Here is a 26,919-nt window from a genome sequence, read left to right on the forward strand (position 1 = left end):
GTCTTAATCCCCTCGTGATCGGGGAAGTGATCGAAACATAGCATCGCGAGCGAAGAGGCTGGGCCGCGTTGTCTTAATCCCCTCGTGATCGGGGAAGTGATCGAAACGCACGATTGGCAAGCCGCGAAAATGCGGCTTGCCGTCTTAATCCCCTCGTGATCGGGGAAGTGATCGAAACCACTGTGCGCGTCGCGCGAGCGCTGGGCCCAAGAGTCTTAATCCCCTCGTGATCGGGGAAGTGATCGAAAGCCAGGTGCCTGACCCGCGAATCTCGACGGTGCGTCTTAATCCCCTCGTGATCGGGGAAGTGATCGAAACTGCTGGCGCCCTCGCCCTTCCCCCCCAAGGAGTCTTAATCCCCTCGTGATCGGGGAAGTGATCGAAAGGTCGCTGTGCATCGCTCGTGTTGATGTAGCGTCTTAATCCCCTCGTGATCGGGGAAGTGATCGAAACGCTCAGCGCCAAAAGTCCAAGCGCGACAAGCACTTGGACGGGCACTTCCCAACATCATGCCAGTTCCTCAGCGTCAAGGGGGGTCGGCTCGGGGGCTGGCATCTCCAGCAGCATCCGAGCCGCCGTGTCAGCGTCAACGATGATCCCCTCCGGCAACTCCTGGCAGCCCAGCGTCCAAACTTTGCAATGCGTAGGAAGGTGGTAGGCCCGAATGTCATCATGGGCCTCGTCGATGTGCTGTGCCAATCCATGTAAAAGGTCGTGCAATCCATCGTCGCCGGCACATACGCTGTAGGCCGAGTATTGCACGCTGGCACCAGCACGCCGCAGCAAGCGGTGAATTTTTCGAAGGCGGCGTGCGTCGGCGATGTCGTAGGCCACCAACCAGGTTTTGCTGGCATTCTTGCTCATGGCTGCCACTCCCGCAGTACGAATTCCAAATCACCCAACAATTCAGCGCACCCACGGTACAGCTCCGCGTGGCGCTCCTCCACGATTCGCGCAGCCACCTGGCCCGGTGGCTGGCTCAGGATGTCTTTGACCGGCCAGCTCAAGAGCAACCCGTCCAGACGCAGTTGCATCAGATCAGCCAAGGCTTCGGGCAGGTTCAAGCCCGGGTACGCGTAGCACAGCAGCTGCGGGTCGCCCAAGATGTCGCTGCACACTTGCGCACTGAGCGCCCGCTGCGCACGCTGTAGCGCCCTCACCCACGGCCCCGGCCCAGTGCCCCACAACGCAGTCATGTGGTTCATGGCCTTGATGTGCAGGTGCTTTGGGTCCGCCGCCGTCACCGCATGCAACGACATGCGCCTCAGCAAACGCTGCACCTCTCTGACACCCACTTGTTGTTGCCAGGCTTGCCAAAATTGCGGCCACTGCGGCTCACGCAGGGCCTCGCGCAGTCTTTGGCTCAGGGTCATTTCGCGCCGGCGCGGCCCAAAGCACCAGCCGTGCACGCTGCCGCGCGCATCCACGAACACCACCGTCACCCCGGCGCGCAAGCAGGCCAGCAGCGCTTCAGTGCTCCAGCGCGCCTGCACGCCGCTTTGCACGCGCGACAGGCGCGGCAGCGGATACAGGCTGCGGGCGCGCCCCGGCGCTTCCACCCGCAGGGCCACGCCGTCGTCCAGCGTCACCAACCAGGCCACGCCAGGTTCGAGGAACAAGGGTTTGCCAGGGAGGTTCATGGCTCTGAGTCCTCCGACACGTCATCCACCTCGGGCAGGCGCACGGCGTCGGTCAGCCCCAGGGCGGCCAAGCGTGCATGGCGGCGCAATCCGCGGGCACAGTCCGCCAGCAGCGGCGTGACCGCCTTGTAAAAATACGCCCGCCCAGCCTTGCCGATCACACAGGCGGCGGCCCCATCGCGGCCGAAATGCTCCGGGCGCAGGGCCGCTTGCCGGAATTGCTCCCACACCCAGGCATCCACACGCGGCCGCCACGGCTCCATGAGATCGCACGCCATGGAGGCCCGTCCGTGTGCAGGCAGGTGCAAAAAGCCCACCATGGGGTCGAGCCCGGCAGCCCAACAGGCTTGCACGGCATGGGCATGCAGCAAGGTATAGCCCAGCGACAGGCAGGCATTGACCGGGTCCGGCGCTGGGCGCCGCTGGCGTTTGGTGAACGCCAAGGCCGGGGCGAACAAGCTGGCATACCCGCGAAAATACGCCGCCGCAGCGGCTCCTTCGATGCCGCGCACTCGGCAACGATCTTGGCAGCCTTGCAGCGCATCGAGGCAGTCCGCCAGGCTGCGCAAGGCTTTGCTCAGGGGCAAACGTTGATCCGGGCGCTGGGCAAGGGCGTGGTTCAGCACACGCTGCTGCGCACGCAGCTTGGCCCTCACCAAGCGTGCGCACCACGGGCCTGCAAAGGCTTCGTCATCCACACGCTGGCACTGCGCAATGCGGGCGCGTGCATCCGACACAGGGCCGCCCAAGAGATGGGCGATTTTCTGGCCCGAGCGTCCACCCAGCGCCACGATGCCAATGCCCGCGTCGGCCATGTGAGCCAAGGTGCTGCTGGTGACCACGGTCTCCGCGCGCAACACCACGCGCTCCAGCAGCCGCGCCGGCACGGTGCGCAAGAGCCGTCCATCGCGACGCAGTTCCAAGGCATCGTCGCGCCAGCGCAGTTCGGTGTGACCATGGTCGATGAACAGGGTGCCCACTGTGGCTAGCCTCCGTGATAGAAGAATTCGCCGTCGCTGGGAACCACGCCTTTGCCCAAGACTTCGATGGTGGCGCGCGGGTCGAGTTGCACGAACACGACGCGGTCCACCGCGGGATCGATGAGGCTGCGCAACGCTTGCATGGCATGTTGCAGCTCGGCGCTGGTCAGCCAGCATTCGTACAGCGACTTTTGCCCACCTATGGCATGGCCTTTGACGGCTTTGAGCGCGCGCCGGCGTCGCGCAGGGCTGGCGATGTCGTAGCCAATCAGAAAGAGGTGGCGCAGCATCTGGGCATCGAAGGCAGCGGTTCAGGCCTCCAATGCTGTGGCACAGCGCTGGCGCGCGCAATCATCACAAGCTTGTGATGTCGCTTCAGGCCAAGGGGACACCCTGCATCCAGTCACGCAAACAGTCGGGCAGGTCGCGCAGCTGCGCCGCAGCCAAGACTTTGATGCGGTATTCATGCGCGCGCTCACGCTGCTGCTCGTTCAATTCCCGGGCCGACAGCAGCAAGCCCTGGGCCATGACGCCGCCGACGGAGCGGGTGAGCTGAGCCAGTTTGTAGATCCAGTCGGAGACGTCGTCTTTGACGCTGGCCGCCTTGCATTCCACCACCAACATGCGGTTGTCGTGCACCAACACGGCATCGAGTTCGTTGCGCGTTTTGGTATCCACATGCTCGATTTGCAGGTTGGGACACTGCCCGCCGTTGGGCTGCGCGCCTTTGATCTTCCGCGCAGCGTACTCCTCGATCCATCCGCCGCTGAGATACTCGGCAGCCTCCTCGTCATGGAAGACGACTTGGGAGCTGCCGCTTTGCCAGTGGATCAGGCCGGCTTGGTGGCATTTGCTCAGCAATTCGGCCGCCTCACCCTTGGGGCGGAACGGCAGCGTCTGCTCGCGTGCAAATGGACGTTGCCCGTCACCTCGGGCTTCGGCGGCAATGTGGTTGAGCACACCGAAAAAGTTGCCGATGCGCGCCGAGTGGTCCCCGATCCAACGCGTCAGCGTGCTGCGCTCCTGAGCCTGACGCTGGCGCTGCGCAGCATGTGCGCCGCCACTGCCGTCTTGGATGCGGTAGCCTTGCACCCGCAGCACGTCCTCGATGCGCAGCACCGCCTGCATGGGTTCGCTGCGCGGCTGCGGCGCCAGCCATTCCAGCCTTTTGTGGGCGGTGTCGCAGTACACCAGATGCGCGGCGGTGGCCCCGGGGCGGGTCGCCAGGTCCGCCGCCAGGGTCTGCATCAACGACAAGGCCATCAGTTTGGTGCCACCGGTGAGATTGATGGTGACGGCTTGTGTTCCCACGCTGGCGGCCAACTGCTCGGCGTTGGCATGCATGGTGGCAATGTCCTCATCGGGAAAGTCGATGCAGCGAGTGGCAATTCCACGTGCCTTGAGCGCATCGGCCAAGTGCTGCGGCGAACGCTGGGCGCGCATTTTGGGCGTCTGCAGAATCCACACGGTTTGCGCCTGACACTGCAACGCGGGAATCAGGTTGGCCATGTTTTGCTCGGTGGCAATGACGATGTGCAGCGCCGGCGCAGTCATGTGTCGTTCTCTAGCAATACATAGCGGCCCATGCCGAAGCTGGCTTTTCCGCCGGCATGCAGCCATTGGCCCAGGTGCAGCAGCGGCCAAAACGGCGTCAAGTCGCCCACGAGCAGTCCTCGGCCGAGGATGCCTTGCAGCGGCGTGTTGCGTCCTTGCCGGTTGCTCCAGCGTTCGAAGTGATGATCCTCCCACTGGCCTTGGGCGAAGTACAGCGCCGCAGCAGCCTGTTTGAGGGCTTTGAAATCACAATTCAGCGAGCGTTGCAAATGCAGCTCGCACACTTCGGCCACCCGGCGCACCACAGCCCAGACGAAGTCGGCCGCCGTCAGTTGCCCGGCCCGCAGCGCTCGGCCATCTCGCTTGATGTACACCGGGGTTTGCAACTGCACCCACACCCGCGAGGGCGCCGGTCGCTCCGGCAGCGGCGCGGCAGACTGCACGAGCTCCATGCCCTGCAGCTGCATGGCCCCGCGCACCGGGCCGATGTTGGCCGACAAGGCGCGTTGCCAGGCCTGCCGAATGAGGGCGGGATATTGCAGCGAAGCACCGAACACGACCAGATCGAAGTGATAGGTCTGTCCGGCTTGCAGCACGCGCGGCCCCTGCCCAGGCTCGATGACGTACGGCGGGGTCATGTCGCCATAGGTGCGGCTGCCCGGCGCAGGGGCGGGCTCGAACAATGCGATGTACGGGCAGCGCCGCTGCAGTTGGCAGCCCTCGCAACGGGGCTGACCGGTGGCACAGGCCAGGCGGCGCAAGGCGTGCCCCCACACGCCGCGCAACGCCGAGCCTTCGTACTCGGGCCAGCACACGGTGCGCGTCACGTGCGCATGCACGCGCCAGCGCTGCACAGGAAAAGGGCTAGGAAGGTTCATCGCCATTGTCCGTGGATTCAATCGAGACGGCGCAACAGGCCGTAGCTGTGCGGCAGCCGTGCCAACGCATCGGCATCGAGCACGTGGCCTTCCGGCAAGCGCATGAGCAAGCGCAGCACCAAGGCTTCGTCCCCGGGCTGCATGTGCACGGCAATTCGTGCACAAGGCACCTCCATGCCCAAGGCTTGCGAAAGAAAGCGCGCGGTCTCGGCATGGCCGATGGCGCTTTGCCATGGCCCGGCCGAGGCAAAAGCGCGCGCTTGTTCCACACTGAGCGGACCGATGTAATGCCAATGCCCAAAGTCGGTGAGCACAGGGCTGTTGAGCAAATAGCGGTTCATGAAGGGTGACGAGCCGAATGCGTGGCCAATTCCATCAGCTTTTGCGCAGCTTTGCGCTGCAGTGCGGTACGCTCGCGTGCCGGCACGAAGGCGCTTTGGTACGCCATTTTGAGCAGGGACAGCGCCGTCCAAACGCTCATGCCAGGCGCCACGCGCGCCGCCAGCCGATACTCTTGGGCTAGCGAGGTGCGCGAAATCGCAGGGTTGTCGGTGTTCAAGGTCAGGGGCAAGCCCGCCTCGAGCAGGCGTTGCAGCGGATACTCTGGCAGGTCGGCCGTCTCGGGCCGCTGAGGATCGGCATAGCCCACGACTTCCTGATTGGAGCTTGGGCACAGTTCCAAGGCAATGCCCCGGTCGCGGAAACGCTGAGCCAAGCGGGGGTCGTCGATCAGCGTGAGCCCATGGCCGATGCGATCGGCATGCAGGTGGTACGCCGCCTGCCAGATGCGCTCGGCACTTTCCCCTTCGCCCGCATGGATGGTGATGCGCAAGCAGGCCTGGAAGGCCGGCTCGAAGTGCTGCGCCAGCGCTTGGGGTTCGGTGGTGCCTTCGTCGCCGGCCAAGTCCAAGCCGAGCAAAAATTCGGGCCGTTGTTCGTGGGCTTCAACCGCCCAGCGCACCACCTGGGCCGCTTTGTCGCGCTGGCGGCGATCGACGATCCAAATCAAGCCGGCGCGCAACGCCATGCGCTCATCGTAGGTGTTGGTGCCTGCGCCGGCCTCCCTCAGTGCGCGCTCGAAGGCCCGCACCCAGCCCACCGGATCGTCGGGGCAGTATTTGTGCGGGCTGGCGCGCCATTCGACATACAGCAGCCCTTCTTCCAAGGCCTGGCGCACGACGGCGCGTGCATACGGCATCAACGCGGCCGGATGGCCCAGCAGCGCCGAGCCGCTGAGTTCGCCCGGGCGCTCATACGCCGCAAATTTCCAGGGATGTCGGCTCTTGAGCGCCACACGCGGCTCGGTATCCGCCCACAGCAGCTGCGCCAGATCTTCGCAACTGCGTGCTTGCAACACGAGCGCGGCGGCCACCGCGCGGGCACGAGGCTCGGGCAGGCCGGCCTGTTCGCTCAGCTGTGAGGCCGCGCACCGGAGCCGTTGCGGCCAGTCTGGGGTCACGGCCGCGCCAGCGCCGCCACGCCAACCGGTCCAACACCGATCGAGTGCGCGCTGCGCATCGGCGCGGTGCTTGGCGGGGGTGGCCTGCAACACCTCGGCAGCCACGTCGCGCTGCTGTTCAACGCTCAAGCAGCCGCCCAGATGCCGGTGCAAATCGGCCAACGGCCAGCGCTCAGGGGCGGCCAGAAGATCGTCGGTGGATTGCGCCAGCGGGCGGCGCAACACGTCGATGCGCGCAGGCTCCAGCCGCAACAGCAGTGGCCAGGGTTCATAGGGATCGCTGCGCGCCAGCACCAGCGCTTGTCCGACGAGCAAGTGCTGCGCCTGCCGACGCCGGCGTTCGATTTCTTGATCGAGCCAACGGCCATCGGGTTGCCAAACGCTGTGCCGCTGCGGCGTCGGGTGCAAGGGATAGTCCTGTGGGCGCAAGTCCTGGCCATCGATCACCACGCGCAAGGCCGGCTCACCCGGCGCTCGTGAGATGACCATCGGCGAGATCGCGGCCGCGGCCTGCGCAGACAAGGGCTGCAACCAGGCCCGTGGTGATTTGTCCAGAAGGCCCGGCGTGCGCAGCATCTGCTCATCGGCCACCACGTGCAGCAACGCCGCGGCACCAAAAGCATGCGCAGCGTCTTGCAAGTCCGCACTCATCGTTTTGCGTCCGCCCGCCAGTGACAACACCACCTTGCCGCCGCACGCTTGGGCATGCGCCGCCAACACCGCCCGCAGCGCCATTTCGCGCCAACGGCGGCATTCTTCGGTGCTGGCCAGGGCATCGGTCTGCGCGGCGCACCAGATGTGCAGCTCGGGGCGAGCCTGCAGGGGCAGCTGCTCGATCAGCGCATCCCACCATTCGCACAGCCGGCCCACACTGTCGTTGGCAGACTGGCCTTGCGTGGTGAGAATCCACACCTGCTGGGGTGCCTCCAGGCCCCAGTCCTGGCGTTGCTTTTGCAACGCCTCACGCTGCGGATGATGGGCATACACATCGACCCACTGCGGAGCCAGCCAGCCCAGGATTTCGGGAACGACCTCCCAGCTAGCGCCCAGGCTGGCCACCAAAATCGTGACAGGCATGGGTTCATCCACCGGAGCGCAGCGCCTTCAGGTCCAGGTCTTTGCGCAGGTCTTTCACATCGATTTGAACCACCTTCGGCCCCCAATGCTCGATGGCATCGGCCGCGGCAGCGCGTTCTTCGGCGCTCCAGTCCGACGCCTTCGCTTTGTCGGCCAGGGCTCGCATCGCTCGGAAGTCTTCCTCGCCTTTCTTGGTCTTTTTGCCCTTCAACACGTCGTAGCGCTTTTGCATGTTCTGACGGAACAGTTCCACCTCCCGCATGGCTGGGCTGAGGCGGTTCAGCTCCTGCTCGCGTTGCTTTTTCTCCCAAGCGTCCTGAACGCGGCGGCGGGCTTCCTCATCGAACCGCATGGCCCCATAACCCACCGCTGTCTTGGCGCCAAAGCCCAGCCATTGATAGGCATGTTCAAACGCCTCGCGCAAACGCTGCTGCCATAGACCGTTGTCACGCAGTGACTTTGGCAAGCGGTCCAGGTCGCAAGCAACCCGAAACACGAATTCGCTGCCCGGAGGCACCGTCAGAAAAAAGATCGGGTTGGGGGAACCGCTGTCATGAGGGTCGGTGTCGCCCGCTTGGGCATCAGCCTTCGTTTTGGCTTGATAGTAATGAGACTGGTGCGGCGTCATCACTTCCACACGCAGCCTATTGCGCGAAATGCGCGGCAGCACGTCCCAGAACGACAGCGCCCCCCGCCGGGCGTCCTCCGCCTGGCCAGGCAATGGCGGTTCGTTACCGAACAATGCCTCGCAACAAGCCTCATCCCAGTGCGGCAGCTCGCGCGCGGCACGCCGCAGCACGCCTTTGACCCCGCTGCCCGGCAGATAGGGCAGGCCATAAGGCCACAGAAATGCAAAGCCGTTCTCGGTGGGGTGCTCATTGCCCAATCCGGTGGCAAAGGGCGCCACCGCTTGCGCATAGCCGGTCCACAGCCGCCCACTGGCTTCCCATGGCGCCGCGGCGGCTTGCTGGCGTTCGTGCCAGGCATCGATCAGAGACTTATGGTCAGAGGTCAGTTTGCAGGCTTCATCGATGGCGCTGCGCTTGTTTTCGATTTTGACTTTGTACGCCTTCTTTTCATGATCTTGACCTTGATTTTTCGACTGAAAGACGCACTGGATGCCTAGATACATCCCAAAACGCATCCCCGGCGAGGCTTGTTTGAAATCATTGTCCAGATACTGGGGCACGACAGCAATCGGCATGACGGACCTCGCTTCAGTCGGACTTCTGGCTGGCCGAGGCCAACTGGCGCAGCCACTTCAGCCAGGCCAGCGCTTCGGTGGTGTAAAGACGGAACTCGCTGGGGCTGGCGTGGAGCAATTTGTCCATCATCTTCTTGAAGTCAGGTTCTTGCTCCTCGGTGCAGCCAAAGCGCTCATGCAGCCACTGGCGTAATTGGCTGGCGACTTTGGAATACTCGCCCTGTTTTTGTTCCATGAAGGCCAGGGTTTGCATCAGACCAGAGTTCATGATGAGCTGTGGCATGGCTTTGGCCACATTGACGTACTCTTTGCTGACCTTGTCTTTGACGCAAGACCACGCATGCGCCGCGCGGCGCTGCTCCAGCGTCATGGCGTGGGGCTTTGTGGTGTTGCCATTCATTGCGCAGCCTCCTCATTTGCCTCCTTGCACAACACGCGCATCCACACCAGGCCACGGCCGGTGGTGGCATCCCCGCCCACTTGCAGTAGGCGTCCATCGAGCGCCGCGCGGCATTGCTGCATCACCGCCTCGGCATCCAAGCCATTGGCCCCATTGCGGGCACGGCTGACCATCAGGCAACTCAGCATGATCGACTCGGGCGGCAGGTTCTCGGTGTAGAACAACCCGCCCTCATCGGCCGTGCCGGTGTTCGGATTGATGCGCACATGCGGCTCCACCAGCGTGCCGTGCTCGACGAAGTAGGCAAAGTCGGTGTCGTTGAGCAGCACCAGGTGCTTCGTCAGTTTGTCGCGGAAAAACTGCGGCACCTTGTTTTCCAATTCGCCACCCAAGGCCCAATTGGCCAATTGCTCGGCCACCCGGCCCAGACGTTTCGCCGCTGCGTCATCGGCCACGTTGTCGAACTCGAACACTTCCAGATGCAATTTTTGGCCGTCGCGCAGCAGCTTGCTGTTGCATGCCACACACTGCCCTTCGGCCACATCGGCCCAAGCCTGGGCATCCCAATCGTCCGAGACGGTGATGCCCATCGCGCGCAGCAGGCGCTGCGCACGTGCCAGCGCCAGCGGGCTGGTCACGTACACATACCCACCGACGAGGCTGCGCACTGGGAAGGCCACCAGTTGCGCGTCGCCAAAACTCACCGCCCCGGCATGCAACTCTTTGGCGCCGGACTCCGGGCCGAACAAGATGCTCAGGTGTTCTTCACTGCCGCCCAGCTGCTTCCAAGCATGGCGTGCAGCGCCTTTGAGGCCGCTGCCGGCCAAACTGGGATGCCGCGTGTGGCGTTCGCGTTGAATGGGGTTGTCGATGACACCGATGGCCTGACCCGCTCCCATGTGCACGGGGCTGGTGGCGTACAGAAAAACGGCAGCGTGTTGCTCGTACATGGTCAGAGATCCTTTCGGCAAGGCTCTTGTGGGAAAGTCGGAAACAGGTTCAGGGCCACAGGCCCAACAAACAGCGGTTGTAGCCTTCGGCACGGCGCTGGGGATCCCAGCCCGGTGCCTGCGGGTCACTGGGCCACAAGCCTTCGTCCAGCAGACGCTGGATCGCCTCAGGCGTGGCTTGTAGCTCGTCCAGCCAGTACACGGCACCCGCGGGCACCACGCGCTGGGCGGTCTTGGGCCGACGCCGCGCCACATCGAAGCCCGAGATGACCTGAGCGCGTGGCACGGCCGCTGCCACGATGCGAGCGCGCACGCCATGCAGCTCGAACGACACGCCCACACCGGCTTGTGCGACATCGGCCCCCGTGGGCAGCCAGCCCTGCGGGAACAGCCCGGGTGAGCTCAACAGCAGCTTCGCCCGGCCTGCACGCGCGATGGCCTGCACATCGGGCTGGGGCCAATCGATGGCCTGTGGCAGCAGCCGGGCTCCACGGCCATCGCCGCCCAGCCGCAACAAGCCTTCGTGCAGCGGCGCACCGTGCACCCGCACCGCCAGTCCCACGCCAGGGTGGCAGGCAATGGCTTGCAGCGAAAACAAGCGCTGATCTTCGGCGCGGCGTTTCAATGGATCGAGCGCAATGCCCACTCGCTCTTCGACACGCCACAGCGCCTCGGCCTCGAGGGCCTCGGTCGGCGCGATCGGTTGGCCTGCGATCCACTGACGCAGCCCCTGCGCGCTCAGCCAGCGTCCGGTGAGCGGTTTGCTGCGCCCCCCATCGGCCAGCACGGGCAGTTGCGGCAACGCGCTTTGGCTGCACCGCAGCTCTTGCGGCAAGGTCTGTGGGCGCATCATCCGCACCTGTGCGTCAGACAGCACGGCATCGGCCGGCCAAGGGTAGATCGGCTCGACGGCTTGTTCCGGCGCCCGGCGCATCGCCAAGGTCAGGTCTTGCAGCCGCCACACGCCAGGCTCGTCGGGCAGGCCGACCAGCGGATGACGCGCCTCCTCGCGGTTGTCGGCAAACGCCTGCCAATCCACCCCGCTGCGTGCCAGCAAGGCCGAGCGCAGCGCACCGGCCACCACCGAAGGCGGCGGCGGCATGACCGCCTCTCCCCAACTGCCCGCAGCGCCGAAGACTCGGTTGCCGCGAAAAGACCACACGTCCAATGGTTCGATGAAGGCGCTGTAGGTCATGCCGCTTCTCCCTGCGGTTGTGCGGCAGACTTGGCCCCGCGCACTTCGCGCGCGAGAAACTCCGCCGCCATCATGAAATGGGCCAGCCATGGCAAGGCGGCTTCGCCCTGCGGGCGCTGCGCGTCGTCATAGGCCAGCTCCACCAGCCGACGCACCAAGTCCGGCACGAGCGCCTGGGCCGCGTCTTTCGCTTGCCGCTTGATTTGATGAGTGAGCAGATGCTGCACCAATGCGCTATCGGTCGCAGGCACGTCATGCAGCCATTCGGTGATGTGGTAGGCCGCACGGCGCGAGACGTCGTCACGCTGGAAGAAAGCCCGCAAATCCTCGAACAGGCGCAAGGGCTCGCCCCAGTGGGCCGTGACATACAAGGCCCCACCGCCGCGCTTGAGAATGGCCAAGCTCCAGGCATTTTTGCCCGGCAGCTTTTTGGCCTGCCGTTCGGCCTGGCGCAAAGCGCGCAACACCGCGCCCAAGGGAGCTTGGTGATGGGCAATGACCAAGCCGGCGCTGGCCGTGGCACGCTCGCCCATGAGGCGCAGCACCCGCCCGTCGAACTGGGCCCAGCCATTGCCGCTGCGCTGCCAGCGGCGGCCGACACCCACCGTGCCGCCCACGTCCTCGGGATCGATGCCGCTATAGGCGGCACGCAGCTGAGCCGCTGCGTTGAGCAAGTCGCCACAAGACAGCATGGCCATCACATCGTCACCGCCAGCGTAGATGAGCTTGCCAAGGTGCAGGCGTTCGACCACGGTGGGCGCCAGCTCGATCGCAAAATGGTTCAAGGCCTGCGAAATGGCCATGTGCCAAGCTGGGTTGGCGGCCCGCCGGGATGCCGCATAGGCTTGGAAGCGCTCATCGACGCCGAAACGCTGTTGCAGGCGCTCGCGCAGCTTGGGATGGAAGCTCTCGCCCACTTTGGGCGTGAACTCGCTACCGGCCGACAGCCACGCCCCCATGTTGTCGCCGTCCATCAGCAGCAAACCGTAGTAAGTGTCGGGCTTGGTTCCCAGGCAGGCGTGCAGCGCTTGCCGTGCGGCTGCGTCATCGTCGCCGAGCGAGTCCAGCCAGTCAGGCACCTGGGCCCAGGCCATCATCGTGTCGTTCGTGGCGCGCAGCCGAGCCGCCAGGCGCGCTGGCAAGGCCACCGGGGTGCCTTGCACTCCCGCCGGCGGGGTCTTGCCGAGTTCGACCGCTCGTTCGATGGCCGCCGCCAGCGCCATCGTGTGGGTGGACACCACATAGCGCTGCAAATTCTCGTCGCGCACATGGCTGCGCACGTCCTCGGCAAACAAGGTGGGCCACAAACGCTTGAGCATCGGCAGCGCACTCAAGTGCTCCCCATCGCGAATGCCAAAGCGGTTCTTGACCTTGGACCAGACGGTGTGGGTGCGCTGCCCAGGGGGCAAGGCACAGTGTTGGGCGTCGGTGGCGATCCACTCGGCCTCGCCGGTGAGCGAGCAGCGCCAGCCAGATTCCCGCGTCGCGGCAAACGGACGGACGGTCTTGGCCGCGGCCAAGACACGATCGAGCAATTCATGCAAGGCGGGATACAACGCTCCCGGGTTGGGTCGGAAAAACCAGCCCGACTCCAATGCATACCCGCCGGACAGATGCTGCCACGTGGGGCTGCCCAGAAATCCCGGCTTGTTGGCACCGCCATCGAAGAACGGCTGCATGGCTTCGGCCAAACGCTGGTCACTGGCCAGCACCCGCCCGTTTTGAACCTCACCTTGCGCCAAGGTCCAGGGAACGGCCGCCCAGTGCACCTCAGGAAACCCCTGCAATTGCCGCTTGATTTGCTCGTAGCCGTACAGATGCGGCGCATCGGTCTCACCAGCGGCCTGCAGCAGCCGCTGGAAGGCGCGCTGCGCCAGCGTCAGGGCCTCTTGACGCACCGCCGTGGTGATACGGTCCGCCAAGTCTGGCACTTGCTTGGCAGGCACCAGTGCCGTGAATCGGTTGGGCAAGGCCGCCACGAACAAGGGGTTGGCATCGGTTTGGATGGTTCGCCAAGGCAGATGCTCGAACCATTGCGCTGGCAAACGCTGCTCGCGTAGCAGCCACAAGTCCACCACGGGCACGCCCCGCAGACGCGGGAACAACACCGCCTCCGGCCCCAAAGCCTCGCACACCACCCGCATCGCCACCCAAGCCAGATGCGACAGCAGATGCGAGCCGGCCCACAGGTCCGACACCGAGCGGGCTGCGGCGATGAAGTCTTGCACCGGCCCCAGCGAGACGGCCATCAGCGCCGGGCCGTCATCTGCCGGATCGACGAAGCACGAAGCCAAAGCCGCCGCCAAATCCAAATGGTCGTGAATGGTGTGATCCGGCACGCGGCTGTCGGCCGGCAGCAGCGACCACAACGTGGCCAACTCGCCTTTGAGCTGCGGACCAAAGCGCCACAACGCCAAAGCGCTGCGCTGCCAATCCAAGCCGCCGTCGTCTCGGTGTTGCAAGTGGCTGCGCAAATGGTCGGTGCCCAGCGCCTGCGCTTGCGCGGCTTGCACATCGTCGCTCAAGGGGTTCAAGCGGTGCGCCTGCCCAGTGAGCGGATGGATCAACACCGGCTCATCGGCAAAGCGCACTTGCTGCCATGACGGATATCGCCGGTCTGCCTCGGCGTTCGGGAAGGCCATGCGATCGGCCGCGCTGGCCCAGTGGTCGGCCTGCTCGCATGCACGCTCGATCTCCCGCGGCACGCCTTGCGGGAACAATTCGCCCAAAAGTTCGCGCACCGTGCCGCCTTCATGGCCGTCACGGGTGCGCATCAGCACCAAGGATTTTTCCGGAGGGTCGTGCAAGCGAGCTGCCAAGCGGGCTTGCAGGCGCAAATCGGTCAGTGTGGTCATGGTCTGAACACGCAAAAGAAACGCTCTTCAAAGAGGAGCACGGGAGCCCAGCGCTTGATCGAGGAATTGATGCACCTGCGGCCACAGCTGCAGGATGTCGCCCTTCCAGCGCTGCGGGGCAAAACCGCTCGGCGGCCAGGCAGGCATATGGAAAATCCAGCCAACCACTCCATCGTTGCCCTCGACGGGACGCAGCTTGAACCGCAGAGTGTTGGGCAGCCGTAAGCTGCCCCTCCACTTTTCGACGTTGTGTTTCGTCACCGGATAGGCCAGCCAATGGCGCAGTTCGGGCTCTGACGACCCCTGTCCACTGCGGAACTTGAACTGAGTGCGCAGCTTGATTTTGAGTTGGGCCAACCGCACCATCGCTTCACGCCAGTCTTTGCAGTTTGGCGTCTTCCACACGAGGGCGCCCCGCTCGTCGCGGCCCAGCGCATGCGCCCACACCCGTTCCAACGCCTCGCGCCAGGGGCGCGAGATGCCCGCAGGCACCGCCTCCCAGGCCGGCGTCTTCTCCCCAGGCTCGAGGATGTAGGAACCCCATCCATTGCGGCTGCGCCCGCCCACCGTGCCCAGCAGGTGCATCAGATGCAAGGCCGCTTGCAGGCGGGCGCGGTCTTGTTCCGTCACGCGTTCGTCCAGCCCCACCTGCAAGGTGGCGGTTTCTCCCGCCTGAATGGCCGCCCGGGCTTTGCCCTCTTCTTCCTTCAAGGGCAAGGGGCCATAGCCCAGGTAGAGGTCGGCCGTCACGCGGCGACCGGGGACTTCCGGGTGTTCGACCGGGTCCAACGACTTCCATTGGTCCCGCTTCAAGGTCCCTTCGCTCCAGCGGTCCAAGCGCAGGCGCACCAAGCTTTGCGTGGAACTGCCCTGGCCGTCGTTGGCCGCGCCGAACAAACGCGCCTCGTGTTTGCGCATCTCGTCCACCGACACCCGGTGGCCATGGTCGGCGGAATACATCACCCGCCACCATTGGCGCAGCTGGGCCTTGAACGGTGGCGTGCGCCAAGCACCGCTTTGGTCGGCATCGCCCAGGAATGCGGGAGTGACGAACTGAATCTTGTAGTTCCAGATGGTCAACATGGTGGCTCAGGACTCGAAGTGAATGGCCTGCGCGGGCAAGGCCAGATGGAAGCGCTGCGGCCGTCGGCCCATGCCTTGCACGAGATAGGGCTGCGCTGTTGAACCCAAGGCGGCTTGCAAAAGCGATTTCAAGCGAGACTTGCGCTCGTCGAAGTCGGCGCGGCTCATGCCATGGCGCAGCCGCCGCGCCACGCGGTCGTCGCCGTTGCTTGGGCCGACGATGCGCCGGTACTCCGCCAAGTAGGCGCTGGCATAGTCGGGATCGGGCACGCCATCACTCGGGCGCAGCAAGGGCTCGGCGCCTTGGAGGCGCCGTCGCGCAAACCAGGCCAGGAACGCCAACTCCGCAGGGGGCAGGTTCACGGTTTGGCCATGCGCCACGACGCAGCGCTCGCGCAGCTTGAATACCAGCGTCGCCGGACCGACCAGCCCTTGGGCTGCAGCCACCGCCTGGGAAAAGCTCGCGCGGTTTTGCAACAGCTTGTGCGGCAAGCCGCAACGCAAGCGCACGAAAGGCAAGTCGGCCAGGGTGACCTCGGCCTTGGAGCAATCGAACACGCCGCGATCCTTGATCGAGATCACCCGCTCGTAAGGGGTGGGGTAGAAGAAGTCCCAGCTCGATTCGAAAGGCTCGCTGACGAGCACGTGCGACAAGCGGTCTTGCGCTCGGCCCCACAAGCTGAGCGCATAGCCGGCAAAAAACCCCAGCGTTTTGCGACCACCGGCCAGGCTCAGATGTACAGCGGTGTGCTCGTCTTGGGTGAACTGCCGCACCCATTCGGCGATTTGGTCGGCCGCAGCCATGTTGTCAGCCGCGCTGCGCACGTCTTCCATGGGCGCGCCGTTCGCATCACGCAGCACATGGATGTGCTCTTCGCCAAACCGAATGGGTGGCAGCGACCAATCCCGGCGCAAGCGTTCGAACCAGCCCGGCTGGTCCGACAGCAGCGTCAAGCGTGCACGACGTGCCCCCTCGGCCGTGGTGATGAGATGAACTTCGTCAGGCAGGGCTTGGCGGTCTTGGGTCGCCAAGACGTACAAGGTCTCGGTCAAAACCTGAGGCGTCAACCCAGTGACAGCCACCAAGACCGAGCGGCGCGACAGTGGCTCTGTGAGCTTCATCGGGCCGCAGCATAGCCACGCGGCTATTGATTTCCAACACTGACAAGCTTGTGAGGGCCCCTCATCCCCCTTTTTGGGGGAGATGCGCACCGGGCCAGCGCCCACCATGGCGCCCCGTGCACGGCTCACGCCAGGGTGATCGGGATGGTCACCGGCCCGTCATTGACCGAATGCACCTGCATGTCCGCCCCGAAGACTCCAGCGGCCACGGGACTGTGACGGGCGCGGGCGCAGGCCAGGACTTGCTCGTACAAGGCCCGCGCCTGCGCCGGCGGAGCCGCCCCGCTGAAGCTGGGACGGTTGCCACCGGACACATCGGCCGCCAGGGTGAATTGCGAGACGATCAACAACCCGCCGCCCACGTCCACCACGTTGCGGTTCATCTTGCCGGCCTCATCCGAAAAGATGCGCAGCTTGAGCAGCTTGTCCACCAAGCGCGTGGCCTGCGCCTCGGTGTCCTGAGGCTGTGCACACACCAACACCAACAAGCCCTGACCGATGGCGCCGACCGCTTCACCGGCGACTTCCACATGGGCTTGCCGCACCCTTTGCACCACAGCCAACATCAGGCCTGCTCCTGCGTCTCCTGCAAGCCTGCCGGCTCGACCGACTGGGGCAGCAGTTCGATGGTCACCTTCAGGCCGGGCACGGCTTGGCTGAGCGCACGCTCGACCGCCGCGCGGCGCGACGCGGCCAGCCACAGGCTCCAGCGCCCAGGCACATGCATGTGGAACTGGCAAAACTTGTCGCGCGCCGCCCGTCGCGTGCGCAGGTGATCGAAGCGAATCCCCTCGCGGACGTGTTCGGCCAGCACGCGTCGAATCGCTGCTTGCTCGGCTTCGCTCAGCGCCCGATCCATCAACCCATCGATCGATCGGCGCAGCAGGCCCCAGGCTTCGCGCGTGATGTTCAGCGCCACCGCGATGGCCAGCAGCGGGTCCAGCCACCACCAGCCCGTCAGCGGCACCAACAGCACGCCTGCGGCCACTCCGATGGAGGTCCACACATCGGTCATGAGGTGGCGGCCATCGGCCTCCAAGGCAATGGAGTCGTGCTCGCGCGCCGCGCGCAACAGCATCCAGGCCACGCCCCCGTTGATGGCCGAACTCACCATCGACAAGGCCACCCCCAGGCCCAGGCGGTCCAGGGGCTCGGGCAGCAGCAGACGTTGCACGGCCGCCCAGAGGATGGCCAGCGCCGCCCCCAGAATGAGCAGCCCTTCGAACCCGCTGGAGAAGTATTCGGCCTTGCCATGACCGAAGGGGTGGTCTTCGTCGGCTGGGGCATGGGCGATCGTCACCATGGCCAGCGCAAACACGGCCGCAGCGAGGTTGACGAATGACTCCATGGCGTCGGACAACAGCCCCACGGAGCCGGTGAGCCACCAGGCCGCGGTCTTCAGCACGATGGTGGCCACCGCCGCGGCGATAGACGCTCGCAGATAGTGGGCGACCTTCATCGCAGCGGCCGATGATCCGCCCGGGTTCAGGCCAGCGTCACCCGCGCGAACTTGCGCTTGCCCACTTGCACCACGAAGCGGCCGGCCTGCACTTTGAGCGCCTTGTCGGACACCACGGCCCCGTCGATGCGCACACCGCCTTGCTCGATCAGGCGCAGCGCCTCGCTGGTGGACGGCGCCAGCCCCGCTTGTTTGAGCAAGGCCCCAATGCCCATCGGCGCGCCCGCCAGCTGCACCTCGGGGAGGTGATCGGGAATGCCGCCTTTGGCGCGGTGGATGAAATCTTGCTCGGCGGCCTCGGCCGCAGCCGCACCATGGAAGCGGGCCGTGATTTCCTTGGCCAGCATCACCTTGGCATCGCGCGGATTGCGCCCGGCCTCGACTTCGGCTTTCAGGGCGGCGATGTCGGCCTCGCTGCGGAAGCTCAGCAAGGTGTAGTACTTCCACATCAGCGTGTCGCTGATGGACATGAGCTTGCCGAACATGTCATTGGCCGGCTCGGTGATGCCGATGTAATTGCCCTTGGATTTGGACATCTTCTCCACGCCGTCCAACCCTTCCAACAGCGGCATGGTCAGGATGCACTGGGGCTCTTGCCCATACTCCTGCTGCAGGTGCCGCCCCATCAGCAGGTTGAACTTCTGATCGGTGCCGCCCAGTTCCAGATCGGCGCGCAAGGCCACCGAGTCATAGCCTTGCATCAAGGGATAGAGAAACTCGTGCACCGAAATCGGCGTGCCGGCCTTGAAGCGGTCGTGGAAGTCGTTGCGCTCCATCATGCGCGCCACGGTGTACTTGGCCGCCAGCTGGATCATGCCGCGCGCGCCAAGCGCATCGCTCCATTCGGAGTTGTAGCGGATCTCGGTTTTTTCCGGGTCCAGCACCAGGCTGGCCTGGCGATAGTACGTCTCGGCATTGGCGCGGATCTGCTCGGCCGTCAGCGGCGGGCGCGTGGTGTTGCGCCCCGACGGGTCGCCGATCATCGACGTGAAGTCGCCGATCAAGAAAATCACCGTGTGCCCCAAGTCCTGGAGCTGGCGCATTTTGTTCAGCACGACCGTGTGCCCCAGGTGGATGTCCGGCGCGGTCGGGTCCAGGCCCAGCTTGATGCGCAGTGGCACGCCAGTTGCTTCAGATCGAGCGAGTTTGTGCAGCCAGTCTTCTTGCGGCAACAATTCCTCGCAACCGCGTAACGAAATGTTCATCGCCTCGCGCACTTTGTCAGTCACGGGGTAAGGCGACGACGGGTGTGACAAGGAAGGGCTGCCGGACACGGAAGACTGAGCCGAGGAGGAGGACATACGGGTTATTTCAGAGGGTTGGCGCATGAGGCGGTTGTTATACTGCTGCGCTTCATAAACAGCCTCTGGCAGGCGCCTCGGAATCTGATTCTAGTGGAGCGGCACGGTCCCTCCGCAGTATCACCAGGGAGTTCAACTCGCGGGCGGGGCCCCGGGCCGGTTCAACCGGTGCGGCGTGTCGCCCCACAGCAATCGGTCGATCCGTGAAGTTGCTACAGTCTTGGGAGCGCGAAGCGCGTCGCGCCGTCTTGTGGGCGCATCGTCATCACCGCAGTCTGGCCGGCGTCGTGCTGGCCACCCTGTTCGGCACTGCCGTCACGGCCTTTGGTGTGGCGCCGCTGGCCCCCGATGCCGCCGATTTGCCGCAGCGGCTGATCGCCGAGCAGGTCGAGCCCCCCCACTGGCACAGCCAGCTCGAAGCCCTGGGCGAATTCGAGCTGCTGCTCACCCGCAATGAGCTCACCCGCAGCACCGACACGGTAGACACCCTGCTGGCACGGCTGAACGTCACCGATGCCCAGGCTGCCGCCTTCTTGCGCAACGACCCCACGGCACGCCGCCTGATGCAAGGCCGTGCAGGCAAGATGGTGCAAGCCCAGGTCGGCCCGTCCGGTCAACTGCATCGGCTCATTGCTCGCTACCCGGCTGAAAAGGCCGAGCAATTTGCCACCCATTTCACCCGCCTGACGATCGAGCGTGCGGGCGAAGGCTTTGCCGCGCGGCTGGAGCAAGCCGAATTGAATTCTCGCGTGGCCTTGCGCAGCGGCACGATCGAAAGTTCGCTGTGGGCTGCCACGGCAGCCTCGCAAATCCCCGACACCGTCACGATCCAGATGGCGGAGATCTTCGCCAACGAGATCGACTTCCGGCGCGACCTGCGCCGAGGCGATGCCTTCGCGGTGATCTTCGAATCCTTGGAAGCCGACGGCGAGCCCATCACCTGGAACCAAGCCGCCGGGCGCGTGCTGGCCGCTCAGTTCATCAATGCCGGGCGGGTTCATGAGGCCTATTGGTTCCGCGACCCGGCATTGGGCAAGGCCGCTTACTTCGATGCCAAGGGCGAAAGCCTGCGGCGCGCCTTCCTGGCCTCGCCCATGGAGTTTTCGCGGGTGTCCTCCGGATTTGCGCTGCGTTTTCACCCGATTCTGAAAACCTGGCGCCGTCACCTGGGGGTCGATTACGCCGCCCCCACGGGCACGCCGGTGCGCACCGTGGCCGATGGGGTGGTCGAGTTCGCCGGGTGGCAAAACGGCTATGGCAATGTGATCTTCGTCCGCCATGCCGGCGGTCGGGTCACGGTATACGCCCACCTCAGTCGCCTGAACGTGCGTCAAGGCCAGCGCGTCGAGCAAGGTCAGCACATCGGGGCCGTCGGGGCCACGGGCTGGGCCACGGGCCCGCACCTGCACTTCGAGATCCGTGAAAACGGCCAGCATGTGGACCCGCTGCGCGTGGCCCGCAGCTCCGAGGCCTTCTCCATCGCTGCGGCCTCGCGGGCGCAGTTCCAGGCCCAGGCCCTGGCCTACCGGCAACAGCTGGCCCTGGCTTCGCAGCAACAGTTCGCCCAGGCTGAATGAGCGCCTGCTCCGATGGCGAGGTGTTCCTCGGCTTGATGTCGGGCACTTCGCTGGACGGCGTCGATGGCGTGGCCGTGCGTTTCGGCCCGGACGAGGCCTCGGGTCTGCATGTCTTGGCCCATGAGGCCGAGCCGCTGCCGCCCGATCTTCGCGCGGACTTGCTGGCGCTGAACCGGCCTGGCGACAACGAGCTGCACCGCGCGGCGCTGGCGGCCAATGCGCTGGCGCGGGTCTATGCCGCAGTGGTGCAGCGCCTGCTGCACGCCCTGCCGGCCTCGCTGCGCCGGGCCGTGCGGGCCGTTGGTGCCCATGGTCAGACGGTGCGCCACCGGCCCGGCGAATTCGACGGACACGGCTATACCGTGCAGCTGCTCAATGCCGCCTTGTTGGCCGAGTTGTGCGGCCTGGACGTGGTGGCCGACCTGCGCAGCCGTGATGTGGCCGCCGGCGGCCAAGGCGCCCCGCTGGTGCCCGCCTTTCATGCCGCCTGCTTCTGCCGCCCGGGTGTGTGGGTCGCGGTGTTGAACGTGGGCGGCATGGCCAATCTCAGCCTGCTGGGCCCCGCCGGCGAGCTCAGCGGCTTCGACTGTGGCCCGGGCAATGTGTTGCTGGACGGCTGGTGCCAACGCCATCTCGGACAGCCGTATGACGCGCAAGGCCGCTGGTCGTCCCAGGGGCGGGTGCTGCCCTGGCTGCTGCAGGCGATGCAGGCCGAACCCTGGCTGGCGGCCCCTCCCCCCAAAAGCACGGGACGCGAGCTCTTCGATACCCACTGGCTCCAGGCACGGCTGGAGGCCGGGCCGCCATGCGCGCCGGTGGACGTGCAGGCCACCCTGTGTGAGTTCACGGCCGCCTGCGCGGCCGATCATGTGCGGCGCCATGCCCCTGCCACGCGTGAACTCATCGTCTGCGGCGGCGGTGCGCTCAATGCCGACTTGATGGCTCGCCTGGCCGCCAGACTGCCCGGGGTGGTGGTGCAAGACTCCGGGCGCCACGGCCTGCCCCCGCTACAGGTGGAAGCCGCAGCTTTCGCCTGGTTGGCCCGAGCCCGAGTGCACGGCTTGGCAGGCAATCGACCGGCCGTCACCGGAGCGGCCGGACCGCGCGTGCTCGGCGCCTGGTATCACGCCTGAGACACCCCAAAAAAACGAACGGCGCGCCCTGGGGCGCGCCGCATGCGATCGAAAGCGATCGAAACGAGCCAACCGCTCAGACCGAGAAGCTCGACCCGCAGCCACAGGTGGTGGTGGCATTGGGGTTCTTGATCACGAACTGGGCGCCTTGGAGGTCTTCCTTGTAGTCGATCTCGGCGCCGACCAGGTACTGCAGGCTCATCGCATCGATCAGCAAGGTGACGCCGTTTTTCTGCATCTGGGTGTCGTCTTCGTTGACGACCTCGTCGAAGGTGAAGCCATATTGAAATCCCGAGCAGCCGCCGCCTTGCACGAACACGCGCAGCTTCAGGTCGGGATTGCCCTCCTCATCGACGAGTTGCTTGACTTTTTCGGCAGCGCTGTCGGTGAAGATCAGCGGGGCGGGCATCTCGGCGGTAGGGGACTCAAGGGCGGCACTCATGCAAACTCCTGATGGGCCGGTCGCGGCCCGTTGATGCAATTATCCGTGATTGGACGCCAGCTTCAACGCAGCAGAGCCGCTGCCGGCCGATTCCGAGCCGGTGGCGGCCCCATCGCCTTTGAGCGGGTGCAACTCGCCGTCGATCGTGGCCCCCTGGTGCATCTCCAGGGATTCGTAACACACCGGCCCGATGATGCGGGCACGCGGCTGCAGTTCGAGGAGATGGTCGGCTTCCACGGAGCCTTCGACGGTGCCATTGATGATGACATGGCCGGCCTTGACCTTGCCGCGAACCCGGGCTTTCTCGCTGATGACCAGCACGCTGGGCATGTCCTCCCCGTGGGCCACCACGTCGCCCAGCACCTCGCCGTCGATGCGCAGCCCCGCCGTGAAGACGACACTTCCTTCAACGCGTGTTCCTTCGCCAATGAGGGTGCGGATGGGGGGCTGCTTTTTGCGTCCGAACATGGTGCTCTCCAACGTGGTGGCCACCCGAGGCCGCGTGGCAGCGCCGCCTGGGTCGCTCGTACAAATGTCGATGTGTCAATGTGTCGTGCCCGCCCCGACGCATGGCGCTTCGGTGGGCACGGCCGCCGCGGCTCAGAGCTTGAGCGTTTGCTGAGCCCGCACCGTGCCGTCGGCATCGGTCAGACGGACCTCGAGCTGTTGTACCACGGCCGCCGGGGGAAAGTCGATGATCCCCTGCACACGTTTGTAATGTTTGACAAGCACCTCACGACGGCCGTCCGCCTTGGCCTGCGCCCAGGGGCGACCCTCGAGCGTGCCCACGAGCCGTAGCTCGTAGCGTCCGCGAAACTCCGGCTGGGTGCGGCCATTTTGCATGATGAGCAATTGGTAACGCATTTGTCCGGGCTGCACGATTTCGGCTTGCAAGCCTCGCAGCGCCAAGGGGCCGCTCGTGGCGGGCAACAGACGTTCGAAAAAGCCCAGGTCATCCTGCAAGGCCATGTTTTCGGCTTCGAGCTGGCGTATCCGCTCGGCCAAGCGCTCCTGGGCCGCGCGCTCCATCTTCAGCAAGCTCTCGGCCGTGTTGGCGATCGATTGGGCCTGCTCACGCTCGGCACGCAGCTGCTGCAGCTCGACCTTCAGGCGGGCCAATTCCGCGCGCTCGACACGATCGAGCCCGGCGATGTCTTTGCCGAGTTCAAAGGCCCACAGCGCAATGGCGCCGGAAAACCCCAGCATCAAGGCCACGGCGGCCCAGCGCAGCGGCCAAGGCAAATGGCTGCGCACGATCATGCGCGGGGCACTGATGGACAGCCGCCGCCTGATCAACTTCCAGCGCAATGGCAGGCTCCAATGGCAAGGCTCAAGGCAGGACGGGCACCTGCAGCAGCCCCGTGGTTTCGTCCAGGCCGCACATCAGGTTCATGCATTGCACGGCCTGGCCTGCGGCGCCCTTGGTGAGGTTGTCTTCCACCACGAGCACCATGGCCAGGTCTGGCGCGGGCTTGTGCACGGCGATGCGAACGAAGTTGGAGGCTCGCACCGAGCGGGTCTCGGGCGCGGAGCCGGCCGGCATCACGTCCACGAAGGGTTCTGCGCGGTAGTGGTCCTCGAACAAGGCCTGCAAGTCGGTCTGCTGACCCTGTGGGGTGAGGCGGGCGTAAAGCGTGGAGTGGATGCCGCGAATGGCTGGGATGAGGTGCGGCACGAACACGCAGTGCACCTCGGGAGAATTCAGGGGCACCCCGGCGATCACACGCAATTGCTGGTTGATCTCGGGGCCATGACGATGCCCCTTGACCCCATAGGCCTTGAAGTTGTCGGCGGCTTCGGCCAACAGGGTATGCACCTCGGCCTTGCGGCCTGCGCCGGACACCCCCGAGGCGCAGTTGGCGATCAGGTGCGCCGCATCGACCAGGCCCGGGGTCTTGAGCAGCGGGGCGAAACCGAGCTGGACGCTGGTGGGATAGCACCCCGGGTTGCCCACGATGCGCGCCTTGCGGATGGCCTCCCGATGCAATTCGGGCAAGCCGTACACCGCCTCGGCCAACAGGTCGGGACAGGCATGGGGCATGCCATACCAGCGCTCGAATTCGGCCGTGTCCTTCAAGCGAAAATCGGCCGCCAGATCGATGATCTTGACGCCTGCGGCCACCAGCTCGCGCGCCTGTGCCATGGCCACGCCATGCGGCGTGGCGAAGAACACCACGTCGCATTCGTTCAAGCGGGCCTCGTCGGGAGTGGTGAATGCCAGATCCACCCGTCCGCGCAACGAAGGGTACATGTCCGACACCGGCATGCCCGCCTCCTTGCGCGAGGTGATGGCCGTGATGGTCACCTGGGGATGCTGCGACAACAGGCGCAGCAGCTCCACCCCGGTGTAGCCCGTGCCTCCGACGATACCGACTTTGATCATGAACCTCACTCCGGCGAAGAAGAGGCATTGTAGAAGCACCCAGGCCGCCCGAAGGCGGCCTGGGTGCGAGCAAGGCGCAACAGAAGCGCGGTCTCAGCGCTTGCTGAACTGCTTGCGACGGCGGGCTTTGTGCAAACCCACCTTCTTGCGCTCGACCTCGCGGGCATCGCGGGTCACGAAGCCGGCCTGGCTGAGCGCAGGCTTGAGCGAGGCGTCATAGTCGATCAGGGCGCGGGTGATGCCATGACGCACCGCCCCGGCCTGGCCGGATTCGCCACCGCCGTGGACATTGACCTTGATGTCGAAAGCCCCTTCGTTGTTGGTGAGCACCAAGGGCTGCTTGACCACCATGATGGAGGTCTGGCGGCCGAAGTACTGATCCACCGGGCGACCGTTGACCAGGATCTGGCCCGTACCCTTCTTCAGGAAGACGCGGGCCACCGACGATTTGCGCCGACCCGTGCCATAGTTCCAATTGCCGATCATCGCCGCTCCTTAGATTTCCAGCGTCTTGGGCTGCTGGGCGGTGTGCGGGTGCTCGGCACCGGCGTACACCTTCAGCTTTTTGATCATCGCGTAGCCCAGGGGCCCCTTGGGCAGCATGCCTTTGACCGCCTTCTCCAGGGCGCGCCCCGGATGCTTGGCCTGCATGTCCTTGAACTTGGTGGCATAGATGCCACCCGGATAGCCGGAGTGACGGTAGTAGATCTTGTCTTCGGCTTTGTTGCCAGTGACGCGGATCTTGTCGGCGTTGACGACGATGATGTAGTCGCCCGTATCGACGTGCGGCGTGTAGATGGGCTTGTGCTTGCCACGCAGGCGCAGAGCGACTTCGCTGGCCACTCGTCCGAGCACCTTGTCGGTGGCGTCGATCACAAACCAATCGTGCTTCACGTCAGCGGGCTTGGCGCTGAAGGTTTTCATGGAAGTTCCGATCAGTCAGTCGCAACCCTGGAAGCTGGGTGAGGGCGGTCGGTGCTGCTTGTGATGTGCAGCCTCTTAGGCCCATGACCACGGCCATCTTCCCTACGCCACGCCGCCTCGATGCCTCATGCAAGATCCGCAAGAAGACCCGCAAGAAGATGAGACCCGCCGCACACCGCCACCCGACGGTGGCAGCCCTGGCTTTCGTCGCGCTTTTCCCGGGGTTGCACACGGGAAAACGCGCAAGTATACAGGTTCTGAAGATCACCGGCCAGACCGGGGTGCGATTCGAGAAAGACCGCACGGTCCAGCGCGGCAAACCGAGCCCAGGGGTGGTCAGGCGGACGATTTCCAGGCATACTAGGGTTTACCCTTATTGGAGAGCATGTCATGGGCTATCCCGGCGACATCCTGAGCCGTCCGAAGTATGGCCTGGACCGGCACGACCGGCCTGCGGCCGAAGCGCAGCCCCCGGCGGCGGGCCCCGAGACGACCCGCGCTTGGCTGGCCCACTGGGTACCGATCCGCACACTGGCAGCTCGGCACCGTCCGCGCATCCTGGCCCACCTGCTGGGGTTGGATGCCCATGATCGTTACCTGCGCTTCGGCTACCCGGCCAGCGACGAACAGATCGAGCAGTACGTGCGCAAGCTCGATTTCGAGCGCGACGAGATCTTTGGCATCTTCAACCGACGCTTGCAGCTGATTGCCGTGGCGCACCTGGCCTACCAGGCCCCGCAACAGGTCCGCGGCCGGCCGGCGATGGTCGAATTCGGGGTGTCGGTGTCGAAGTCGGCCCGCGGCCGCGGCTATGGAGCCCGGCTGTTTCAACGGGCCGTGATGCACGCCCGCAACCGGCAGGTCGATACGCTGTACATCCATGCCTTGAGCGAGAACACGGCCATGCTGAAGATCGCCCGCAAAGCGGGCGCCACCGTGGTGCGCGACGGCAGCGAATCCCAAGCCTGGCTGAAATTGCCACCGGACACGCTGGCCACCCATTTCGAGGCACTGCTGGAAACCCAGGCCGCGGAAATGGACTATCGGCTCAAGCTCCACGCCCGGCGCTTTGCCGAATGGCTGGATGCTCTGGCCGAAGTGAAGACCAACATCGGACCGCATCACCCCAGCAGCAGTTGAACCCCGCTGGCTGCGGCCTGGCGCCCCGACGCCGCGCGGGGCGGCCCCTCAACTGGACGATGGCCACCCGCCTCAAGGGCCATTAGCATATCGGCTTCGTGACGGCCCCACGGGCGAGCGCGGTGGCGCACGTTGCCCCCCGTTCTCCCGGATGCGGCGGGCC

Annotated in this window: 27 protein-coding genes and 1 CRISPR repeat array; of the genes, 3 read left to right on the forward strand and 24 right to left on the reverse strand. The window is 65.2% G+C overall.

All coding sequences use genetic code 11. From position 1 onward, the window contains the following. A CRISPR array of direct repeats spans nt 1–452; the repeat unit is 36 nt; unit sequence GTCTTAATCCCCTCGTGATCGGGGAAGTGATCGAAA. A gap of 55 nt (nt 453–507) precedes the next feature. The 18 genes from cas2 to tyrS form a co-directional block, all read right to left on the reverse strand. Then, a complete protein-coding gene (cas2, locus tag CTA01S_RS05695) occupies nt 508–864 on the reverse strand; it encodes a CRISPR-associated endonuclease Cas2 (protein ID WP_062193129.1) in 357 nt (118 codons plus the stop codon). Then, entirely contained in the window at nt 861–1,640 is a 780-nt protein-coding gene (locus tag CTA01S_RS05700) for a CRISPR-associated endonuclease Cas1 (RefSeq protein ID WP_062193132.1), read from the reverse strand. The genes cas2 and CTA01S_RS05700 overlap by 4 nt, the downstream gene beginning before the upstream one ends. Continuing rightward, entirely contained in the window at nt 1,637–2,620 is a 984-nt protein-coding gene (gene cas1, locus CTA01S_RS05705) for a CRISPR-associated endonuclease Cas1 (RefSeq protein WP_062193135.1), read from the reverse strand. Before cas1 ends, CTA01S_RS05700 begins: the two co-directional genes overlap by 4 nt. A gap of 5 nt (nt 2,621–2,625) precedes the next feature. Further along, entirely contained in the window at nt 2,626–2,910 is a 285-nt protein-coding gene (locus CTA01S_RS05710) for a CRISPR-associated endonuclease Cas2 (RefSeq protein WP_062193140.1), read from the reverse strand. An 85-nt stretch (nt 2,911–2,995) separates the two neighbouring features. Continuing rightward, nucleotides 2,996–4,174 (reverse strand): Card1-like endonuclease domain-containing protein, encoded by a 1,179-nt coding sequence (locus tag CTA01S_RS05715; RefSeq protein ID WP_062193144.1) that lies wholly within the window; start codon nt 4,172–4,174, stop codon nt 2,996–2,998. Continuing rightward, complete coding sequence (gene cas6 / locus CTA01S_RS05720; protein ID WP_198150786.1) at nt 4,171–5,052, reverse strand: CRISPR system precrRNA processing endoribonuclease RAMP protein Cas6; 882 nt, start codon at nt 5,050–5,052, stop codon at nt 4,171–4,173. The genes CTA01S_RS05715 and cas6 overlap by 4 nt, the downstream gene beginning before the upstream one ends. Nucleotides 5,053–5,069: 17 nt before the next feature. Then, nucleotides 5,070–5,393 (reverse strand): STIV orfB116 family protein, encoded by a 324-nt coding sequence (locus CTA01S_RS05725; RefSeq protein ID WP_062193150.1) that lies wholly within the window; start codon nt 5,391–5,393, stop codon nt 5,070–5,072. Continuing rightward, complete coding sequence (locus CTA01S_RS05730) at nt 5,390–7,588, reverse strand: adenosine deaminase family protein (RefSeq protein ID WP_062193154.1); 2,199 nt, start codon at nt 7,586–7,588, stop codon at nt 5,390–5,392. Before CTA01S_RS05730 ends, CTA01S_RS05725 begins: the two co-directional genes overlap by 4 nt. Nucleotides 7,589–7,592: 4 nt before the next feature. Further along, the gene (cmr6, locus tag CTA01S_RS05735) at nt 7,593–8,792 is read right to left on the reverse strand and encodes a type III-B CRISPR module RAMP protein Cmr6 (RefSeq protein ID WP_062193157.1); all 1,200 of its coding nucleotides are present in this window, start codon (nt 8,790–8,792) and stop codon (nt 7,593–7,595) included. A 13-nt stretch (nt 8,793–8,805) separates the two neighbouring features. Further along, the gene (gene cmr5, locus CTA01S_RS05740; RefSeq protein WP_198150787.1) at nt 8,806–9,192 is read right to left on the reverse strand and encodes a type III-B CRISPR module-associated protein Cmr5; all 387 of its coding nucleotides are present in this window, start codon (nt 9,190–9,192) and stop codon (nt 8,806–8,808) included. Continuing rightward, on the reverse strand, nt 9,189–10,142 hold the full coding sequence (gene cmr4, locus CTA01S_RS05745) for a type III-B CRISPR module RAMP protein Cmr4 (RefSeq protein WP_062193171.1): 954 nt from the start codon (nt 10,140–10,142) through the stop codon (nt 9,189–9,191). Before cmr4 ends, cmr5 begins: the two co-directional genes overlap by 4 nt. 49 nt (nt 10,143–10,191) lie before the next feature. Continuing rightward, nucleotides 10,192–11,337 carry a type III-B CRISPR module-associated Cmr3 family protein gene (locus CTA01S_RS05750; RefSeq protein WP_062193176.1) on the reverse strand — a complete coding sequence of 382 codons (1,146 nt, stop codon included), beginning with the start codon at nt 11,335–11,337 and terminating at the stop codon, nt 10,192–10,194. After that, on the reverse strand, nt 11,334–14,192 hold the full coding sequence (gene cas10, locus CTA01S_RS05755; protein ID WP_062193179.1) for a type III-B CRISPR-associated protein Cas10/Cmr2: 2,859 nt from the start codon (nt 14,190–14,192) through the stop codon (nt 11,334–11,336). Before cas10 ends, CTA01S_RS05750 begins: the two co-directional genes overlap by 4 nt. A gap of 27 nt (nt 14,193–14,219) precedes the next feature. Next, nucleotides 14,220–15,275, reverse strand: coding sequence for an RAMP superfamily CRISPR-associated protein (locus CTA01S_RS05760; protein WP_062193183.1), 1,056 nt, complete (start codon nt 15,273–15,275; stop codon nt 14,220–14,222). A 6-nt stretch (nt 15,276–15,281) separates the two neighbouring features. Further along, nucleotides 15,282–16,397, reverse strand: coding sequence for a CRISPR-associated ring nuclease Csm6 (csm6, locus tag CTA01S_RS05765; protein WP_062193186.1), 1,116 nt, complete (start codon nt 16,395–16,397; stop codon nt 15,282–15,284). Between the two features lie 125 nt (nt 16,398–16,522). Beyond that, a complete protein-coding gene (gene dtd / locus CTA01S_RS05770) occupies nt 16,523–16,963 on the reverse strand; it encodes a D-aminoacyl-tRNA deacylase (RefSeq protein ID WP_062193190.1) in 441 nt (146 codons plus the stop codon). Next, the gene (locus tag CTA01S_RS05775) at nt 16,963–17,856 is read right to left on the reverse strand and encodes a cation diffusion facilitator family transporter (protein ID WP_062193193.1); all 894 of its coding nucleotides are present in this window, start codon (nt 17,854–17,856) and stop codon (nt 16,963–16,965) included. Before CTA01S_RS05775 ends, dtd begins: the two co-directional genes overlap by 1 nt. A gap of 26 nt (nt 17,857–17,882) precedes the next feature. Next, nucleotides 17,883–19,061 carry a tyrosine--tRNA ligase gene (gene tyrS, locus CTA01S_RS05780; protein ID WP_051090230.1) on the reverse strand — a complete coding sequence of 393 codons (1,179 nt, stop codon included), beginning with the start codon at nt 19,059–19,061 and terminating at the stop codon, nt 17,883–17,885. A 299-nt stretch (nt 19,062–19,360) separates the two neighbouring features. On the opposite strand from tyrS, the gene CTA01S_RS05785 reads away from it, so the two are divergent. Both CTA01S_RS05785 and CTA01S_RS05790 read left to right on the forward strand, forming a co-directional pair. After that, complete coding sequence (locus CTA01S_RS05785; RefSeq protein WP_157451307.1) at nt 19,361–20,734, forward strand: M23 family metallopeptidase; 1,374 nt, start codon at nt 19,361–19,363, stop codon at nt 20,732–20,734. Next, nucleotides 20,731–21,867 (forward strand): anhydro-N-acetylmuramic acid kinase, encoded by a 1,137-nt coding sequence (locus tag CTA01S_RS05790; RefSeq protein WP_062193200.1) that lies wholly within the window; start codon nt 20,731–20,733, stop codon nt 21,865–21,867. The genes CTA01S_RS05785 and CTA01S_RS05790 overlap by 4 nt, the downstream gene beginning before the upstream one ends. A gap of 76 nt (nt 21,868–21,943) precedes the next feature. On the opposite strand, the gene erpA is transcribed toward CTA01S_RS05790, so the two are convergent. The 6 genes from erpA to rplM form a co-directional block, all read right to left on the reverse strand. Further along, on the reverse strand, nt 21,944–22,309 hold the full coding sequence (gene erpA / locus CTA01S_RS05795; RefSeq protein WP_026330221.1) for an iron-sulfur cluster insertion protein ErpA: 366 nt from the start codon (nt 22,307–22,309) through the stop codon (nt 21,944–21,946). Between the two features lie 39 nt (nt 22,310–22,348). Further along, nucleotides 22,349–22,777 (reverse strand): bactofilin family protein, encoded by a 429-nt coding sequence (locus tag CTA01S_RS05800; RefSeq protein ID WP_062193585.1) that lies wholly within the window; start codon nt 22,775–22,777, stop codon nt 22,349–22,351. 132 nt (nt 22,778–22,909) lie between these two features. Further along, on the reverse strand, nt 22,910–23,569 hold the full coding sequence (locus tag CTA01S_RS05805) for a DUF6776 family protein (protein ID WP_232301002.1): 660 nt from the start codon (nt 23,567–23,569) through the stop codon (nt 22,910–22,912). A 70-nt stretch (nt 23,570–23,639) separates the two neighbouring features. Then, on the reverse strand, nt 23,640–24,692 hold the full coding sequence (gene argC / locus CTA01S_RS05810) for an N-acetyl-gamma-glutamyl-phosphate reductase (RefSeq protein WP_019561103.1): 1,053 nt from the start codon (nt 24,690–24,692) through the stop codon (nt 23,640–23,642). Nucleotides 24,693–24,785: 93 nt separating this feature from the next. Next, nucleotides 24,786–25,178: a 30S ribosomal protein S9 gene (rpsI, locus tag CTA01S_RS05815; RefSeq protein WP_019561104.1), complete on the reverse strand. Its 393-nt coding sequence runs from the start codon at nt 25,176–25,178 to the stop codon at nt 24,786–24,788. A 9-nt stretch (nt 25,179–25,187) separates the two neighbouring features. Next, nucleotides 25,188–25,616 carry a 50S ribosomal protein L13 gene (gene rplM / locus CTA01S_RS05820; protein WP_019561105.1) on the reverse strand — a complete coding sequence of 143 codons (429 nt, stop codon included), beginning with the start codon at nt 25,614–25,616 and terminating at the stop codon, nt 25,188–25,190. 390 nt (nt 25,617–26,006) lie between these two features. Between rplM and CTA01S_RS05825 the strand changes: the two genes are divergently transcribed. After that, a complete protein-coding gene (locus CTA01S_RS05825; protein WP_019561106.1) occupies nt 26,007–26,756 on the forward strand; it encodes a GNAT family N-acetyltransferase in 750 nt (249 codons plus the stop codon). Nucleotides 26,757–26,919: the final 163 nt, after the last annotated feature.

Source organism: Caldimonas taiwanensis NBRC 104434 (genome assembly GCF_001592165.1).
GTDB lineage: Bacteria > Pseudomonadota > Gammaproteobacteria > Burkholderiales > Burkholderiaceae_C > Caldimonas > Caldimonas manganoxidans.

Excerpts from the sequence above, each read along its gene's own strand:
- cas2 (WP_062193129.1), bottom strand. The coding sequence starts at position 864 with ATGAGCAAGAATGCCAGCAAAACCTGGTTGGTGGCCTACGACATCGCC.
- CTA01S_RS05700 (WP_062193132.1), bottom strand. The coding sequence starts at position 1,640 with ATGAACCTCCCTGGCAAACCCTTGTTCCTCGAACCTGGCGTGGCCTGG.
- CTA01S_RS05710 (WP_062193140.1), bottom strand. The coding sequence starts at position 2,910 with ATGCTGCGCCACCTCTTTCTGATTGGCTACGACATCGCCAGCCCTGCG.
- CTA01S_RS05715 (WP_062193144.1), bottom strand. The coding sequence starts at position 4,174 with ATGACTGCGCCGGCGCTGCACATCGTCATTGCCACCGAGCAAAACATG.
- cas6 (WP_198150786.1), bottom strand. The coding sequence starts at position 5,052 with ATGAACCTTCCTAGCCCTTTTCCTGTGCAGCGCTGGCGCGTGCATGCG.
- CTA01S_RS05725 (WP_062193150.1), bottom strand. The coding sequence starts at position 5,393 with ATGAACCGCTATTTGCTCAACAGCCCTGTGCTCACCGACTTTGGGCAT.
- CTA01S_RS05730 (WP_062193154.1), bottom strand. The coding sequence starts at position 7,588 with ATGCCTGTCACGATTTTGGTGGCCAGCCTGGGCGCTAGCTGGGAGGTC.
- cmr6 (WP_062193157.1), bottom strand. The coding sequence starts at position 8,792 with ATGCCGATTGCTGTCGTGCCCCAGTATCTGGACAATGATTTCAAACAA.
- cmr5 (WP_198150787.1), bottom strand. The coding sequence starts at position 9,192 with ATGAATGGCAACACCACAAAGCCCCACGCCATGACGCTGGAGCAGCGC.
- cmr4 (WP_062193171.1), bottom strand. The coding sequence starts at position 10,142 with ATGTACGAGCAACACGCTGCCGTTTTTCTGTACGCCACCAGCCCCGTG.
- CTA01S_RS05750 (WP_062193176.1), bottom strand. The coding sequence starts at position 11,337 with ATGACCTACAGCGCCTTCATCGAACCATTGGACGTGTGGTCTTTTCGC.
- cas10 (WP_062193179.1), bottom strand. The coding sequence starts at position 14,192 with ATGACCACACTGACCGATTTGCGCCTGCAAGCCCGCTTGGCAGCTCGC.
- CTA01S_RS05760 (WP_062193183.1), bottom strand. The coding sequence starts at position 15,275 with ATGTTGACCATCTGGAACTACAAGATTCAGTTCGTCACTCCCGCATTC.
- csm6 (WP_062193186.1), bottom strand. The coding sequence starts at position 16,397 with ATGAAGCTCACAGAGCCACTGTCGCGCCGCTCGGTCTTGGTGGCTGTC.
- dtd (WP_062193190.1), bottom strand. The coding sequence starts at position 16,963 with ATGTTGGCTGTGGTGCAAAGGGTGCGGCAAGCCCATGTGGAAGTCGCC.
- CTA01S_RS05775 (WP_062193193.1), bottom strand. The coding sequence starts at position 17,856 with ATGAAGGTCGCCCACTATCTGCGAGCGTCTATCGCCGCGGCGGTGGCC.
- tyrS (WP_051090230.1), bottom strand. The coding sequence starts at position 19,061 with ATGAACATTTCGTTACGCGGTTGCGAGGAATTGTTGCCGCAAGAAGAC.
- CTA01S_RS05790 (WP_062193200.1), top strand. The coding sequence starts at position 20,731 with ATGAGCGCCTGCTCCGATGGCGAGGTGTTCCTCGGCTTGATGTCGGGC.
- erpA (WP_026330221.1), bottom strand. The coding sequence starts at position 22,309 with ATGAGTGCCGCCCTTGAGTCCCCTACCGCCGAGATGCCCGCCCCGCTG.
- CTA01S_RS05800 (WP_062193585.1), bottom strand. The coding sequence starts at position 22,777 with ATGTTCGGACGCAAAAAGCAGCCCCCCATCCGCACCCTCATTGGCGAA.
- CTA01S_RS05805 (WP_232301002.1), bottom strand. The coding sequence starts at position 23,569 with ATGATCGTGCGCAGCCATTTGCCTTGGCCGCTGCGCTGGGCCGCCGTG.
- argC (WP_019561103.1), bottom strand. The coding sequence starts at position 24,692 with ATGATCAAAGTCGGTATCGTCGGAGGCACGGGCTACACCGGGGTGGAG.
- rpsI (WP_019561104.1), bottom strand. The coding sequence starts at position 25,178 with ATGATCGGCAATTGGAACTATGGCACGGGTCGGCGCAAATCGTCGGTG.
- rplM (WP_019561105.1), bottom strand. The coding sequence starts at position 25,616 with ATGAAAACCTTCAGCGCCAAGCCCGCTGACGTGAAGCACGATTGGTTT.
- CTA01S_RS05825 (WP_019561106.1), top strand. The coding sequence starts at position 26,007 with ATGGGCTATCCCGGCGACATCCTGAGCCGTCCGAAGTATGGCCTGGAC.